The sequence below is a fragment of the Gemella parahaemolysans genome, assembly GCF_053758945.1.
In genome coordinates this window covers 23,167-38,766 of the sequence record NZ_JBSMTP010000005.1, presented here as the reverse complement: position 1 = coordinate 38,766, position 15,600 = coordinate 23,167, and the positions used below count along the sequence as shown (strand labels likewise).

The window sequence follows — 15,600 nt, the reverse complement described above, 5'->3', positions numbered from 1 at the left end:
ACAACTAAAGAATCGGTGATATCAGTCTTGCGAATGCTTCTTTAATTTTTATTAGTAAACTTCTTTGTTGATACTTAGAAAAAGAAATCAAAGTAGATTTTTCAATATCTTTAAGAAAAATATGTCTAAATTCTTTTGTAGTTTTGTAGTCATACATAAACGCATTTAATTCGAAGTTAAGTTTGAAACTTCTGTAGTCGAAATTTGCACTTCCTAAACTTGAAACTTCATCATCTATTATAATCATTTTAGTATGGATAAACCCGTTTTCATAGATATAAGTTTTAGCTCCTAATTCAGCAAGTTCACCGATAAATGAATAAGTAGCCCAATAAACAAAAATATGATCAGGTTTATTGGGAACCATAATCCTAACATCTATTCCAGATAATATTGCCATCTTTAAAGCATCCATAACACTTTCATCAGGGATGAAGTAGGGAGATTGAATATAGATATATTTTTTCGCTCTGGAAATCATGTATAGGTAACTATATTTAATTTTTTGTAGTTTATTATCAGGTCCACTAGAAACCAATTGAATAGGCAGATAATTATCGACTGCAGTAGCAACATGTTCAGCTGTTAGCTTAAGTTGATCAGTTTTCTTAGATGTCTGAGAGTTCCAGTCATCTATAAAACGATATTCTAAAGAACCTACCGCTTCTCCTTCGATTCTAAGGTGAGTATCTCGCCAATAACCAAATTTCTTATCTAATCCTAAGTATTCATCACCAACATTGAATCCACCTGTATAACCGATATTACCATCGATTGTAACTATTTTTCTGTGGTTTCTATAATTCATACGAAAATTAATTAGTGGGAATTTTGATTTGAAAAATCTTTTTATTTTAGCATTATTTTTTGTTAATTGTCTTAAAGAAGAAATGCTAAGTTTTCTCGATCCAATATCATCATATAGGATATATACATCTACACCTTCTAGAAGTTTTTGTTCTAAAAGTTGAAAGAGTTGTTTTCCAATACCATCCTTTTTTAAAATATAATACTGAATATGTATATAGTTTTTGGCGTTTTTTATGTCTTCAAAAAGTAATTTAAATTTTTCTTTTCCGTCTGTAATAATTTGAATTTTATTATTTTTTGATAAAAATGATTTGTCTGTTTCAAAATTTAATTCTATTAAGTTTCTATGTTTAGAAATTACTTCCTCATGTTTAGAGATTTCGTAAGGCATAGATCTTTTCAATAGACTTTGCTGATATTTAATTTTCTCTTCATCTGAGCAGGGAAATATTTTTTCTCTATATATAGGTCTACCGAATATTAAATATAGGATAAATCCTAGATATGGTATTAAAAACAATACTAATATCCATGACCATGATGATGTAGTAGTTTGATACTCTAAAAATACAATTGAAAATGCTAGTAGAGTATTAATTATTAAAAAAATTGTTAAAACTATATCAAAATTTATATCATTAAAAATAGAAGTTAAATAGTAAAAAATACTAGAAATATTAATATTGAATAATTGTAGATTTATATAATTCATAATATATCACTCCTAACTTAATGGTACCTTAAAATGAATTAAATGTCTATTGATAATATTTAAATAAATAGTAATATACTATATTTTAATTGACATTAAAATATCACTAAAATAAAAAAGTAGAATTGTATTGAATAATCAATTTTAATTGTTTGTCAAATAAATTTTATAATTTTTGTGTTATGAGTTGAATTTTTACGAATTTGTATTATAATGGAATAGAGAATAAAAAAGGAGAATGTTATGCCTAATAATATTTTAGAAGAATTAAAAACAAAATTTGAAGATTTTGCAAGTGAGTTAGAAAATATTGAACCTGAAAAAGTTGATTTAACTCAAATTGACAGATTAATTGCATTAGTAGAAGAATTAGATAACGAAATTAAAACTATAAAATAATAGTAGAATTTGATAAGCTGAAGTGGGAGTGTTTTGCTTTTACTCAGCTTATCTTTATGAATGAGGATACGATGAAAAATAAAAACGGAAAAAAATTAAATGTCTTACTTACAATTAAGAAAATAGGAATTAATGGTGAGGGGATAGGATATTATAAAAAGAAAATTACTTTCGTAAAAGGCGCTCTGCCTGACGAAGTTATTGTTTGTGAAATAGTTGAGGAAACACCAAAATACATTATTGGGAAACTTGTTAAAGTAAAAGAACCAAGCCCATATAGAGTTGAAATTAAACGCGAGTATGCAGAAAGTGGAGCATACGGTTTAGCTCATGTTAGCTATGAAAAACAATTAGAATACAAACGTACAATTTTATTAGATGCATTCGATAAGTATTATAGACTACCAAAACCTGATAAATTAGTTCTAAAAACATTAGCGAGTCCTGTAACAGAAGGGTATCGTAATAAAAACCAATTTCCACTAGCTGTTAGAAACGGACGAGTTATTGCTGGTTTATATAAAGAAGGTTCTAATGATTTAGTTGAAATCAATGAAGATTTAGCATTACATGAAAATGGTAATAAAATAACAAGCTTAGCTAAGAAATTACTTGGAAAATATAAAGTAGAGATTTCTACAAATAAAAAGAACTATGGTGTGAAATATATCGCCACAAGAACTTCATTTTACAATGGAGATGTTCAAGTAACTTTTGTAGCGAATACTGATAAAATAAAAAATATGGATAAGGTCGTTAATGAACTTAAACGTGAAAGAATCGTTAAAAGTATTATATTAAATATTACTAATGATAAAGATCATCTAGTAATGGGAACAGAAAGTGTAACTTTATATGGTTCAGATTATATCGTCGAAAAAATTGGAGATATTAAGTATGAACTTTCGGCTAAATCATTCTTCCAATTAAATCCGCCAGCAACTAAAAAACTTTATGATAAAGTAGTTGAGTTTGCCGCGTTAAAAGAAACAGATGTTGTATTAGATGCTTTCTGTGGGGTTGGAACAATTGGACAATATGTCAGTCGTAATTGTAAAGAGGTTTATGGTGTTGATATTATTCCTGCTGCAATTAAAGACGCGAATGATAATGTTAAATTAAATAATTTAACAAACTGTACTTATGTTGCAGGAGATGCTAATAAAATAGTTCCACGTTGGAAGAAAAAAGGAATAAACTTCGATGTAGCAATAGTAGATCCACCACGTGTAGGACTTGGACCATTAGCTAAAAACTTATTAGCGGTTGACGCTAAAAAGATTGTTTATGTGAGTTGTAATCCATCTACATTGGCACGTGACTTAAAAGTACTAACAAGAAAATATAAAATTAGACGTATTCAACCAGTAGACATGTTCCCAGGAACAGCAGCAGTTGAAGCGGTAGTTGAATTAATTAGAAAATAATTTCTAGAGGAAAAATATGGATAGTTTTGAACAATTAAAAAAAGAAATAATGGAAGATAGTGATAATAAAAAATACACGGATGAAGGAATAGAACCTTTATTTTCTACACCTAGTACAGCAAAAATATTAATCGTAGGTCAAGCGCCTGGTATTAAAGCTCAAGAAAGTAAAATCTTCTTCAATGACAAAAGTGGGGTTAAACTTCGCGAGTGGATGGGAATAGATGATGAAATATTTTATAAATCTGGTTTAATAGGTGTAGTTCCAATGGACTTCTATTATCCTGGTAAAGGTAAAAGTGGGGATTTGCCACCACGTAAAAATTTTGCAAAAAAATGGCATTCTAAAGTGTTAGAACTAATGCCTAATCTCGAACTTATTATTCTCGTAGGAAAATATGCACAAGATTATTACTTGGGAAATGATAAAAAACAGAATCTAACAGAAACTGTATTAAATTATAAACAATATTTACCGCGTTATTTCCCGATTGTTCATCCTTCTCCATTAAATTTTCGATGGCATAATAAAAATCCATGGTTTATCGAAGAAGTAGTACCTGAATTACAAAAAAGGGTGAAGGAAATACTAGGACAATAAATTATTAAAAAAAGGCTGAGGTAACTTGAAGATTTCTATGAAATCCTGATTTCAAGCTACGCTCAGTCTTTTTAATTTTCTATTATTTCAAACCTAGTCTGCTCACCGTAATATATAAGAAGTGAAGAGAGTATTGATTTCAATTGTTCTAAATTATCAGTTTTTAAAATTATTTCTGCCTTACCTGAGATTACGTTGAAAGCATCACCGCTTTTTACAGAGATTATTTCAATGTTTTTATATTTTGTAGTTTTTCTTATGAATTCACCAGCGATAACTGTTGTATCGATAGCTTCATGAGGTTCAGCACCGTGTCCGCCTTTACCGTAGATAGTAACTAAATATGTATTCATATCTATTGTTCCTCCTTAAGATTTTTTATTACATTAGCGGAATCGAATGCTATTGTTAAGAATATTGAAGCCGTTTGTTTCATAACATCTTCTTCAAAATCAAAATTTGGATGGTGATGTGGATACTTAGCGAATGTAGAATTACCGGCACCAATTAAGAAGAATGCACCAGGGACTTCTTCAACGTAATAAGCAAAATCTTCACCGATCATTAACGGTTCAATTTCCGCTTGTTTAATTTCTGGAAGAATCTTAGAAGTTGCTTTTTGTATTTCTACTGTTCCTTTTTCATGATTTATAAGAGGTGGATAACCACCATAATATATAAACTCTATATTAGTTCCAGAATATTCATTTTCTAGAGCTTTGCATAAGTTTTGAAGTTTAGTCAGCACCATTTTATGAAGTTCTTTATTAAAATGTCTAATAGTTCCCGTAATACTTGCTTCTTCAATAGAACTTTCTAATTTTCCTAAGGTGATAACAAGTGTTTCCCTCGGTTTAGAAAATCGTGAAACTATTTGTTGAGTCATACTAACAAATTCTGCAGCAATAATGTTTGCATTTTCCTTAGTGTTGATTTTTACTTCGAATCTATCAGCAGCGGCACATAGTTCTTTGTAACTATATCCTAAAGTTCCAAGTGGAAGTGGTGTCCAAAGATGTGCTCCAAATATTGCATCGACACCTTGTAAGCAACCAGCATCTATCATAGGTTTTGCTCCACCTGGAGCTTGTTCTTCTCCGTATTGGAAAACTGCGACAACATCATGCGGAAGATCTTCTTGATGCTCCATTAGAACTTTGCACGTTGCAAGTAAAGCTGAAGTATGACCATCATGTCCACAAGCATGCATTGCATTAGGAATTGTAGATTTGTAAGGAGTATCTTTTGCATCATTTATAGGTAGAGCATCAAAATCAGCTCGAAAAGCAATTGTTTTTGAAGAATCTAGTCCTTTTATTCTTGCAACTACACCATTTAAGCCGACTTTTGTTTTAATATTAGTAATACCAATTTTTTCTAAATATTCTTTAATGAATCTCGCTGTATTTTTTTCGTTAAATGAAACTTCAGGATGCATATGCATATAGCGACGAAGTTCAATTATTTCTGGATAAAATTTTTCAAGTTCATTTTGTATAATTTGTTCAATCATAAAAACCTCCAGATTACTTTTATTAATTATAAATACAATTATAGCACAAATATTTTATTAAATAGAGAATAGTTTGAGAAAATGTTTTCAATTATTTTTATTTTTGATATAATATGAGTTAAATAGAGACTAGTAAAACTCAATTCGGAGGTGGGAGCATGGATACATTAGATTAATAGAGAGATTTTATTAAAAAGGAGTTAATGTATGCAAATATTAAATATTAAAAACATAGAGTTTGAGAAACAAGGGAAGATATTATTTAAATTAGACAAATTGAGTATAAATACTGGTGATATTATTGGTTTAATAGGAAAAAATGGTTCAGGGAAGACAACTCTGTTAAAATATATAGATGACTTGCTTAAAGACGAAAATAACATTTCTTTGGAGTTTTTAGAATTTGGAGAAAATTCTTTTCTTAAAAAGAGTGGAGGGGAAGTTGTTGTAAGTAAGATTAGAGGTAGCTTATTATCGAATGTGGAGCTATATTTACTAGATGAACCATCAACTTACTTAGATTATAATAATACTAACAAAATAGCTAATCTTATAAAAAGAACTCCAGCGACTTTTTGTATTGCTAGTCACGATAGAAATTTTTTAAATAATGTTTGTACTAAGTTATGGATAATTGAAAATAATACTGTGAGAGAATTCAATGGGAATTATCACGAGTACAAGCTACAAGAAGAAATTGAGATTACTGAGTATGAAGCTGAACTACAAAAGTATAATAAAGAAGCTAAGAAGATAAAGAAAAGCATTCAGGAGATGAAAGAGGAACAAGGGAAAAAATCTGGAAAGCCAAAGAACATGAGTGGATCAGATTATAGAATTATAAGTGTAAAAAATAAAATTTCAAAAAATCAAAAGAAATTACAGAAAAAAATAGCAAAACAAGAAGATAAGTTACAGGCTAATATTAAACCTAAGCCGTTAAAAGATAAGTATGATATTGAATTTCTAGAAATATTTAAAGAAACCCATGAGAAGAGTTTTTGTATTGATGCGAAAAGCTGTGAAATAGATGGGAAGTTTCTCTGGGCAACACCTGGTTTTACTTTTACTAGTGGGGATAAGATTTTAATTAAAGGAAAAAATGGTTCAGGGAAAACTACTTTTCTAAATTATGTGAAGGAGTCCATTCCGAGTTCCTTACAATTAGCGTATTTTGAACAAAATAGATTTGATATTTTTAAGGAAGAAAAAACATTGTTTGAATTTGTAAAAGAATCAACTTCACTAGATGATATAGAACTTAGAAATATACTAGCGTTACTAAATTTTAGAGGCGATGATATTAATAAGAAGATAGAAGTCTTAAGCAAAGGGGAGAAAGTTAAACTTTATTTCGTAAGTTTACTTTTTAGAAAAACAGATATACTGTTGCTAGATGAGATAACTAACTTCTTAGATGTTGTTGCGATAGAAGCGGTAGAGAAGATATTAAATAAATATCCTGGTATACTAATTATGGTCAGTCACGATATGGAATTTATCGATAATGTTGCAACTAAGGTTATAAACATTACGAATAAAGAAGTACTGAAATTCGAATAAATTAGAAAATAATAAAACTATTTATGAGGACAATTATGATAAAAATTATTATAGCTGCATTCTTAATATTAGGTTTTGTCTCAGCGGCAGTTGCTAGTGCAAGATGGCAAGAAAAGGATGAGGATGAATAAAAAGAAAAGTGGATTATTGGAGACATTTAATTGCTCCAATAATCCATTATACATTTGACAAATCTCTTATTATGGTATATAATATTGATAATTTGAATAACACATCTTTAATGTGATCCAGAGAGGTCAGCAAAGATTTATTAATTGGAAAACCAAGTTTATTTATGCTGTCCTGCTCAATAGAGTAGGCTATTTTTTTGAGGTGAAGTATGAAAAAACGAATTCTTTTCGACGAAACAATGATTTCTAGAATGATTACTAGAATTGCGAATGAAATTATCGAACAAAATAAATTAGATGATATAGTTTTAGTAGGTATTCAAACTAGAGGGATTCATATCGCCAAAAGATTGAAACAAAAAATCAAAGAAATTGAAAATACTAATATTCCAGTAGAAACACTTGATATAAAATTTTATCGTGATGATTTAGAAAAAATAAGTGAAGAACCTGAAATAAAAGTTCCGCGTTTTAAACTTGATTTGACAAACAAAGTTGTAATTATTGTAGATGATGTTCTTTATACAGGAAGAACTGTAAGAGCAGCGATAGATGCTATTATGGATGTAAGTCGTCCAAAAGCAATTCGTCTTGCTATTCTTGTAGATAGAGGACATAGAGAACTGCCAATTAGAGCAGATCATATTGGAAAAAATATTCCTACTTCAAGAAAAGAAAATGTAAAAGTTCATTTAAATGAAGTAGATGATGTTGAAGAAATATTGTTAATTTAAATATAAAATCTTTTTAAGGTAGTCCAGAGAGGCTAACAAGGGATTGAATTTAAAGTTTATACTTTATTTGAGTATAGCTATATTTAGGTATAACTATACCCAGATAATAACTTGAATTTAATAGTTGATGAACAGTCATACCTTGTAGCCTGCTGGATACAAGGTATTTTTTTATACAAAATGGAGGAAGTACTATGAGAAATATAGTAAAAATGTCGGATTTAACAAATGAAGAAGTTTATCAGCTTATAGAAAGAGCTTTAGAGTTGAAAAATGGTAAACAAGTAGAGCCAAGAGAAGACTTATATGTAGCAAACTTATTCTTTGAAAATTCAACTAGAACTAAACATAGTTTTGAGGTGGCTGAGCACAAACATAGATTAAATGTTATAAACTTCGAGGCTGCAACATCATCAGTAAATAAAGGTGAAACACTATACGATACTTGCAAAACATTAGAAATGTTAGGTTGTAATATGTTGGTTATTAGACATGGTCAAGATGCTTACTACAATGAACTTACTAACTTGAATATTCCGATTTTAAGTGGTGGAGATGGTAGTGGAGAACACCCGAGTCAATGTTTACTTGACTTAATGACGATGTACGAGAAATTCGGAACGTTCGAAAATCTTAATGTAATTATCGCAGGGGATATTAAAAATTCTCGTGTGGCAAGAAGTAATTACAACATGCTTACAAGATTAGGAGCAAGAGTAAGATTTGTTTGTCCTGACATTTTCAAAGACGAGACGCTTGGAGAAGTAGTAGAGTTTGATAAAGTAGTTGGCGAAGTTGATGTTTGTATGCTACTTAGAGTTCAACATGAAAGACATGATTCTAAAATGGGACTAAGTAAAGATGAATACCATAATAACTTTGGATTAACTAAAGAACGTTATGAAAGATTAAAAGAATCTGCAATAGTGATGCATCCAGCACCTGTTAATAGAGATATGGAAATAGCTTCGGAACTAGTTGAAGCACCTAAATCAGTAATCTTTGAACAGATGAAAAATGGAATGTTCATGAGACAGGCAATGATAGAAAAAATAATTAAAGATAATAATTTATAAAGAGGAGAAGCATATGTTACTTTTAAAAAACGGTAAAATTTTAGAAAATGGTGTATTAGTAGAAAGAGATATTTTGATTAATGATAAGAAAATCGTAAAAATCTCTGAGAACATCGAAGAAAGTGGAGCTAAGGTACTAGACTTAGAAGGGAAATTTGTTTCACCAGGATTTATAGATGTTCACGTACACTGGAGAGAGCCAGGATTTGAATACAAAGAAAACATTTATCACGCTTCAAGAGCAGCAGCACGTGGTGGATTCACTACAGCAATGCCAATGCCGAACTTAAATCCAGTACCAGACTGCTATGAGAATTTAAAATTACAATTAGACATTATTGAACGTGATTCGGTAATCAGAGCGATTCCTTTTGGAGCTATAACAAAAGGAGAAGAAGGAAAAGAATATGCTGATTTCGAAGAATTAGCCGAGCATGTGTTTGCCTTTAGTGATGACGGTAGAGGAGTACAGGATGCTAATATGATGTATGAATCAATGATGGTTGCTGCTAAATTAAATAAAGCAATCGTAGCTCACTGTGAAGATAACTCATTAATCCGCGGTGGATGTATGCACTGTGGACGTAGAAGTCGTGAATTAGATTTACCAGGAATTCCTTCAGTATGTGAGAGTGTTCAGATTGCACGTGATGTTCTTTTAGCTGAAGCAGCAGGATGTCACTACCATGTTTGTCACGTATCTACTAAAGAATCAGTTAGGGTAGTAAGAGAAGCGAAGGCAGCAGGAATTAAAGTAACTTGTGAAGTATGTCCTCACCACCTAATAAGTGATGAAATGGATATTCCAGAAGATAACGGAATGTGGAAGATGAATCCGCCGCTAAGAGCACGTGAAGATAGAAATGCTCTTATCGCAGGTCTATTAGATGGGACAATCGATGTAATAGCGACAGACCACGCACCACATGCAACTCACGAAAAAGATTTATCAATGAGAAAAGCTGCATTTGGAATTGTAGGAAGTGAAACAGCATTCAGTCAACTTTATACGAAGTTTGTAAAAACTGGAGTATTCTCACTAGACTTACTAGTTAAACTAATGACTGAAAAAGTTGCAGATACTTTCGACCTACCATATGGACGTTTAGAAGAAGGTGGTTTTGCAGATTTAGTAGTAATCGACTTAGAAAAATCACTAAAAATTGATCCGGAAAAATTCTTATCAAAAGGTAGAAACACACCTTATGTTGGAGAAGAAATATACGGAATACCAGTATTAACATTATGTGAAGGTCAAGTTGCATACAAAGATAGTGAAGTATTTGAAGTTTAAAAAATAAAAAACTTAGAAAGAGAGAACAAAGATGTACAGTTACGATAGACAATTAATTTTAGAAGATGGAACAGTATATAAAGGATATGGATTTGGTGCTAACAGAGCATTAGCGGGAGAAGTAGTATTTAACACAGGTATGACAGGATACCAAGAAACACTTTCAGATCCATCATACAATGGACAAATAGTAACATTTACTTATCCATTAATCGGAAACTACGGAATCAATAGAGACGATTTTGAAACAATTAATCCTAGTATTAAAGGACTTATTGTTAGGGAAGTTTGTAAAAAACCTTCTAACTTCAGAACAGAATACAGTTTAGATGAAGTATTAAAAGAACTTAATATACCTGGAATTTCAGGGATTGATACACGTAGTTTAACAAGAAAAATAAGAGAACACGGTACAATTAAAGGGATAATTACTGACCTTTGCATGGATCCAGAAGAGCAATTAGAAAATCTTAGAAAAACTGATTTACCAACGAACCAAATTGAACAAGTTTCAACTCAGAAAGCTTTCTTATCTTCAGGAAATGGATATAGAGTAGTACTAGTAGACTTCGGTATGAAATCAGGAATCCTAAGAGAATTAAATGAACGTAATTGTGATATCGTTGTAGTTCCTCACAATGTAACTGCTGCGGAAATCTTCAGACTTAATCCGGATGGAATCATGTTAAGTAATGGGCCTGGGGATCCAGAAGATGTACCAGAAACAATCGAGATGCTTAAAGAAGTTATGCCAAAAATTCCAATTTTTGGAATTTGTATGGGACACCAACTTATTTCATTAGCATGTGGAGCGAAAACATACAAACTTAAATTCGGTCACCGTGGAGCTAACCACCCAGTAAAAAACTTGATTACTGGGAAAGTTGATATTACTTCACAAAACCATGGTTTCAGTGTAGATATTGACTCGCTAAAAGATACAGACTTAGAGCTTACACACCTATCAGTAAATGATAAAACATGTGAAGGGGTACGTCACAAAAAATACCCAGTATTTTCAGTACAATATCACCCAGAAGCATCACCAGGACCACACGATCCTAACTATTTATTCGATCAGTTTATAGATTATATGAGAGAATTTAAAGAAAACAAATAGGAAATAACCTGAAAAACAATAGAGTATCAATGCAAAATTAAGGAGAATAAAAATGCCAAAACGTAATGATATAAAAACAATACTAGTAATAGGATCTGGACCAATTACAATAGGTCAAGCAGCGGAGTTTGACTATGCTGGAACTCAAGCATGTCTATCTTTAAGAGAAGAAGGATATGAAGTTATCTTAGTTAACTCTAACCCAGCGACAATAATGACTGACAAAGAAATAGCTGATAAAGTGTATATGGAGCCATTAACACTTGAATTTGTAAGTAAAATCATTCGAAAAGAAAGACCTGATGCACTACTTCCAACATTAGGAGGACAAGTAGGTCTTAACCTTGCGGTTGAACTTCATAAAAGTGGGATTTTAGACAAGTACGGAGTTGAATTACTAGGAACAAAATTAAGTTCGATTGAACAAGCAGAGGACAGAGAATTATTCCGTGACCTTATGAATGAACTTAATGAACCAGTTCCAGAATCAGCAATTATTACAACTTTAGATGAAGCGAGAGAATTCGTTGCTGAAATAGGATATCCAGTAATTGTTCGTCCTGCCTTTACGATGGGGGGAACAGGTGGAGGTATCTGTTACGATGAGAAAGATTTAGAAGAAATCGTAAGTAGTGGATTACACTATTCACCAGTTACTCAGTGTTTATTAGAAAAATCTATCGCAGGATTTAAAGAGATTGAATACGAAGTAATGCGTGACTCTAACGATACAGCGATTGTTGTATGTAACATGGAAAACATTGACCCTGTAGGGATTCACACAGGGGACTCAGTAGTAGTAGCACCTTCTCAAACATTAACAGATAGAGAGTACCACATGCTACGTAATGTATCATTAAAAATTATTAGAGCTTTAAAAATTGAAGGAGGATGTAACGTACAACTTGCACTTGATCCAAATTCATTCAAATACTATATTATCGAAGTTAACCCAAGGGTATCACGTTCATCAGCCCTAGCTTCAAAAGCAACAGGATATCCAATCGCGAAAATTGCAGCGAAAATTGCAGTAGGATTAACTCTTGATGAAATAATAAATCCAGTTACACAAAACTCATATGCTTGTTTCGAACCAACGCTTGACTATGTAGTAAGTAAAATTCCACGTTTCCCATTTGATAAATTTGAAAACGCGGATAGAAAACTAGGAACACAAATGAAAGCCACTGGTGAAGTAATGGCGATGGGTAGAACTTATGAAGAAAGTTTACTAAAAGCTATCCGTTCATTAGAATATGGAGTGCACCACCTTGGATTACCTAATGGAGATGATTTCACATTAGAAGAAATTATTGACAAGATTAAACAAGCTGGAGATGAAAGATTATTCTTCATCGGAGAAGCGTTAAGACGTGGACAAAGTACAAAAGATATTCATGATATCACAAAAATTGACATGTTCTTCTTAGAAAAAATGCAAAATATCATCGATATCGAACATGAATTAAAAGACAATGTTGGAAATGTTGATTTACTAGAATATGTTAAAAAATATGGATTCTCTGATAAGGTAATTGCGCATAGATGGGGAATGACAGAAGATGATATTTACAACCTTCGTCAAGAAAACAAAATAACACCAGTATTTAAAATGGTAGATACATGTGCAGCTGAGTTCGTTTCAGAAACGCCTTATTTCTACTCAAGTTATGAACAAGAGCAAGAATCAATCGTTAGCGATAAGAAAAAAATTGTTGTACTAGGATCAGGTCCTATCCGAATCGGACAAGGGGTAGAGTTCGACTACGCAACAGTACATGCGGTAATGGCGATTAAAGATGCAGGTTATGAAGCAATCATCGTTAACAACAACCCAGAAACAGTTTCTACAGACTTTACAATCTCTGATAAACTGTACTTCGAGCCACTAACTGAAGAAGATGTAATGGCGATAATTAATCATGAAAATCCATTAGGAGTTGTAGTTCAATTCGGTGGGCAAACAGCGATTAATCTAGCGGCTAAATTAGAAAAACATGGCGTGAAAATTCTAGGTACTGCCTTAGAAGAAATTGATAACGCGGAAGATAGAGATAAATTTGAAGAATTATTACATAAACTGGATATTCCACAACCACTTGGAAAAACTGCATTTGATGTAGAAACAGCAGTTAAGAATGCTGAAGAAATCGGATATCCTGTATTAGTAAGACCATCATACGTACTTGGTGGACGAGCTATGGAAATAGTTTATGAAGAAGCGGAACTACGTCGTTACATGAAAACAGCGGTAAAACTTACGCCAGAACACCCAGTACTAACTGACAGATACTTAGTTGGACGTGAGATAGAAGTAGATGCTATTAGTGATGGTGAAACAGTAATTATTCCAGGTATTATGGAACACATTGAAAGAGCAGGGGTTCACTCAGGAGACTCTATAGCAGTGTATCCACCTCAAACACTAACAGAAGGTGAAAAAGCTAAGTTAATAGAATACACAATTAAACTAGCAAAAGGATTGAACATTGTTGGACTATTAAATATTCAATATGTAATCAGTAAAGGGGAAGTATTTGTACTAGAAGTTAACCCACGAAGCTCAAGAACTGTACCATTCTTAAGTAAAATAACAGGAGTGCCAATGGCAAAACTTGCTGCTGGAGCAATCATTGGAGAAACTTTAAAATCTAAAGGATATGAAACAGGATTATTACCAGAAGCAGAGAATGTGTACACTAAAGTACCGGTGTTTAGTTTCCAAAAATTAAAAGATGTAGATACTACTCTTGGACCTGAGATGAAATCAACTGGAGAAGTAATGGGAAGTGATAGAACTTTAGAAAAATCACTATACAAAGGACTTCTTGCAGCAGGAATCAAAGTAAGTGATCAAGGAAATATCTTATTTACAATTAGTGATGATGATAAAGAAGAAGCATTAAATATAGCAAAACGTTTCTTCGGCTTAGGATATAACCTATTAGCAACTGAAGGAACAGCTAAGTACTTAGACGAACATGGATTAAGAGTTACTCCAGTAGGAAAAATTAATCAAAGTGATTACAGTGTACTTGACGCTATATATAATGGAGATGTGGATGTAGTAGTAAATACTACTTCAAAAGATAAAGATGTAACAAAAGACGGATTCAAGATTCGCCGTGTAGCGAGTGAGCAAGAGGTTGTATGTTTAACATCATTAGATACAGCAGATGCGCTACTAAAAGTTTTAGAATCAATCTCATTTGATATATTACCACTATAAAATAAAAAATAATGAAGAAGGGTGCTGACTTAAAAGTCCTAAAATTTAACAAGGTTCATATGAGAACCCGTAGACGCAGTGGTTTATTGATATCTAAATTCGCTTTATAAAAGCTTTTTAGATATCTAATAAACTGTGCGGGGGTGACTCGACAAAATCGATTTCTCTGAAATCACGATTTTTGAGTCACTCCCTTCTTCTTACAAAAAGGAGCATTTGGATGGATACTTATTTAGCAACAGTAGTTAGTAATGAACAAGTAGCAGATAAAATATTTAGAATCGAATTGCAAGGTGATATAGTTAAAGAAATGAATACACCAGGACAATTCGTAAATATTAAAGTAAGTAACAGTTATGAGTTTTTATTAAGAAGACCTATTTCAATTTGTGAAATAAATAAAGAAAAAAATACATTTGTGATGGTCTACAGAGCAGATGGAGCAGGTACTAAAAAGATCTCAGAATTAGAATCAGGTAATTTAGTAGATGTATTAGGACCATTAGGAAAAGGATATGATGTTTATACGCTAGAAAAAGGACAAACTGCATTGTTAGTAGGTGGAGGAATAGGAGTTCCACCGTTATATGAATTAGCAAAGCAATTTAGAAAACAAGGGATAAACACAGTACATATTTTAGGTTTTAATAATGTGAAAGATGTGTTTTATGAAGAAAAATTTGCAGAGCTTGGAACAACTTATGTTGCTACGGCTGATGGAAGTTATGGAGAAAGAGGTTTTGTTACTGATGTTATAAAAAATTATGAAGTTGACTATGATAAGTATTATAGTTGTGGTCCATTTGCTATGTTAAAAGCATTGACTAAAATGGATGAAGAAAAAATGGGATATATTTCTCTAGAAGAGAGAATGGCTTGTGGAGTAGGTGCATGTTATGCATGTGTTTGTGAAAAAATTGACGGTTCTATCTCACGTGTATGTTACGATGGGCCTGTATATGATTCGAAAGAAATAGCATTATAGGAGGAA

General features: G+C 31.9%; 13 protein-coding genes. 10 read left to right on the top strand and 3 right to left on the bottom strand.

From position 1 onward, the window contains the following. Positions 1–4 precede the first annotated feature (4 nt). Positions 5–1,522 (bottom strand): cardiolipin synthase, encoded by a 1,518-nt coding sequence (gene cls / locus ACWOBP_RS04590; RefSeq protein WP_455337665.1) that lies wholly within the window; start codon positions 1,520–1,522, stop codon positions 5–7. Between the two features lie 243 nt (positions 1,523–1,765). Between cls and ACWOBP_RS04585 the strand changes: the two genes are divergently transcribed. The 3 genes from ACWOBP_RS04585 (at position 1,766) to ACWOBP_RS04575 (ending at position 3,949) form a co-directional block, all read left to right on the top strand. Continuing rightward, positions 1,766–1,921 (top strand): SE1561 family protein, encoded by a 156-nt coding sequence (locus tag ACWOBP_RS04585; protein ID WP_003144715.1) that lies wholly within the window; start codon positions 1,766–1,768, stop codon positions 1,919–1,921. 71 nt (positions 1,922–1,992) lie between these two features. Beyond that, positions 1,993–3,348, top strand: a complete 1,356-nt coding sequence (gene rlmD, locus ACWOBP_RS04580; protein ID WP_455337664.1) for a 23S rRNA (uracil(1939)-C(5))-methyltransferase RlmD — start codon at positions 1,993–1,995, stop codon at positions 3,346–3,348. Positions 3,349–3,364: 16 nt separating this feature from the next. Further along, on the top strand, positions 3,365–3,949 hold the full coding sequence (locus ACWOBP_RS04575) for a uracil-DNA glycosylase family protein (protein WP_455337663.1): 585 nt from the start codon (positions 3,365–3,367) through the stop codon (positions 3,947–3,949). A gap of 71 nt (positions 3,950–4,020) precedes the next feature. Here ACWOBP_RS04575 and ACWOBP_RS04570 read toward each other — a convergent pair whose 3' ends face one another. Together ACWOBP_RS04570 and ACWOBP_RS04565 are read right to left on the bottom strand one after the other, a co-directional pair. Next, complete coding sequence (locus ACWOBP_RS04570; protein ID WP_455337662.1) at positions 4,021–4,302, bottom strand: peptidase dimerization domain-containing protein; 282 nt, start codon at positions 4,300–4,302, stop codon at positions 4,021–4,023. Between the two features lie 2 nt (positions 4,303–4,304). After that, positions 4,305–5,462: a M20 metallopeptidase family protein gene (locus ACWOBP_RS04565; protein ID WP_455337661.1), complete on the bottom strand. Its 1,158-nt coding sequence runs from the start codon at positions 5,460–5,462 to the stop codon at positions 4,305–4,307. Positions 5,463–5,669: 207 nt separating this feature from the next. On the opposite strand from ACWOBP_RS04565, the gene ACWOBP_RS04560 reads away from it, so the two are divergent. The 7 genes from ACWOBP_RS04560 to ACWOBP_RS04530 all read left to right on the top strand — a co-directional run bounded on the left by ACWOBP_RS04560 (position 5,670) and on the right by ACWOBP_RS04530 (position 15,594). Next, complete coding sequence (locus ACWOBP_RS04560; RefSeq protein WP_455337660.1) at positions 5,670–7,025, top strand: ATP-binding cassette domain-containing protein; 1,356 nt, start codon at positions 5,670–5,672, stop codon at positions 7,023–7,025. A gap of 340 nt (positions 7,026–7,365) precedes the next feature. Beyond that, entirely contained in the window at positions 7,366–7,890 is a 525-nt protein-coding gene (gene pyrR, locus ACWOBP_RS04555) for a bifunctional pyr operon transcriptional regulator/uracil phosphoribosyltransferase PyrR (RefSeq protein WP_455337659.1), read from the top strand. Positions 7,891–8,084: 194 nt separating this feature from the next. After that, positions 8,085–8,966 carry an aspartate carbamoyltransferase catalytic subunit gene (locus ACWOBP_RS04550; RefSeq protein ID WP_455337658.1) on the top strand — a complete coding sequence of 294 codons (882 nt, stop codon included), beginning with the start codon at positions 8,085–8,087 and terminating at the stop codon, positions 8,964–8,966. A 13-nt stretch (positions 8,967–8,979) separates the two neighbouring features. Further along, entirely contained in the window at positions 8,980–10,260 is a 1,281-nt protein-coding gene (locus ACWOBP_RS04545) for a dihydroorotase (RefSeq protein WP_455337657.1), read from the top strand. Between the two features lie 31 nt (positions 10,261–10,291). Beyond that, entirely contained in the window at positions 10,292–11,380 is a 1,089-nt protein-coding gene (gene carA, locus ACWOBP_RS04540; RefSeq protein ID WP_455337656.1) for a glutamine-hydrolyzing carbamoyl-phosphate synthase small subunit, read from the top strand. 52 nt (positions 11,381–11,432) lie between these two features. After that, positions 11,433–14,609 (top strand): carbamoyl-phosphate synthase large subunit, encoded by a 3,177-nt coding sequence (gene carB / locus ACWOBP_RS04535; RefSeq protein ID WP_455337655.1) that lies wholly within the window; start codon positions 11,433–11,435, stop codon positions 14,607–14,609. Between the two features lie 220 nt (positions 14,610–14,829). Then, positions 14,830–15,594 carry a dihydroorotate dehydrogenase electron transfer subunit gene (locus ACWOBP_RS04530; protein WP_455337654.1) on the top strand — a complete coding sequence of 255 codons (765 nt, stop codon included), beginning with the start codon at positions 14,830–14,832 and terminating at the stop codon, positions 15,592–15,594. Positions 15,595–15,600 lie beyond the last annotated feature (6 nt).

Bases quoted from the DNA above. Each gene is read 5' to 3' on its own strand.
- ACWOBP_RS04570 (WP_455337662.1), bottom strand. From the start codon at position 4,302: ATGAATACATATTTAGTTACTATCTACGGTAAAGGCGGACACGGTGCT.
- cls (WP_455337665.1), bottom strand. From the start codon at position 1,522: ATGAATTATATAAATCTACAATTATTCAATATTAATATTTCTAGTATT.
- ACWOBP_RS04530 (WP_455337654.1), top strand. From the start codon at position 14,830: ATGGATACTTATTTAGCAACAGTAGTTAGTAATGAACAAGTAGCAGAT.
- ACWOBP_RS04550 (WP_455337658.1), top strand. From the start codon at position 8,085: ATGAGAAATATAGTAAAAATGTCGGATTTAACAAATGAAGAAGTTTAT.
- ACWOBP_RS04560 (WP_455337660.1), top strand. From the start codon at position 5,670: ATGCAAATATTAAATATTAAAAACATAGAGTTTGAGAAACAAGGGAAG.
- ACWOBP_RS04545 (WP_455337657.1), top strand. From the start codon at position 8,980: ATGTTACTTTTAAAAAACGGTAAAATTTTAGAAAATGGTGTATTAGTA.
- ACWOBP_RS04575 (WP_455337663.1), top strand. From the start codon at position 3,365: ATGGATAGTTTTGAACAATTAAAAAAAGAAATAATGGAAGATAGTGAT.
- rlmD (WP_455337664.1), top strand. From the start codon at position 1,993: ATGAAAAATAAAAACGGAAAAAAATTAAATGTCTTACTTACAATTAAG.
- carB (WP_455337655.1), top strand. From the start codon at position 11,433: ATGCCAAAACGTAATGATATAAAAACAATACTAGTAATAGGATCTGGA.
- carA (WP_455337656.1), top strand. From the start codon at position 10,292: ATGTACAGTTACGATAGACAATTAATTTTAGAAGATGGAACAGTATAT.
- ACWOBP_RS04585 (WP_003144715.1), top strand. From the start codon at position 1,766: ATGCCTAATAATATTTTAGAAGAATTAAAAACAAAATTTGAAGATTTT.
- ACWOBP_RS04565 (WP_455337661.1), bottom strand. From the start codon at position 5,462: ATGATTGAACAAATTATACAAAATGAACTTGAAAAATTTTATCCAGAA.
- pyrR (WP_455337659.1), top strand. From the start codon at position 7,366: ATGAAAAAACGAATTCTTTTCGACGAAACAATGATTTCTAGAATGATT.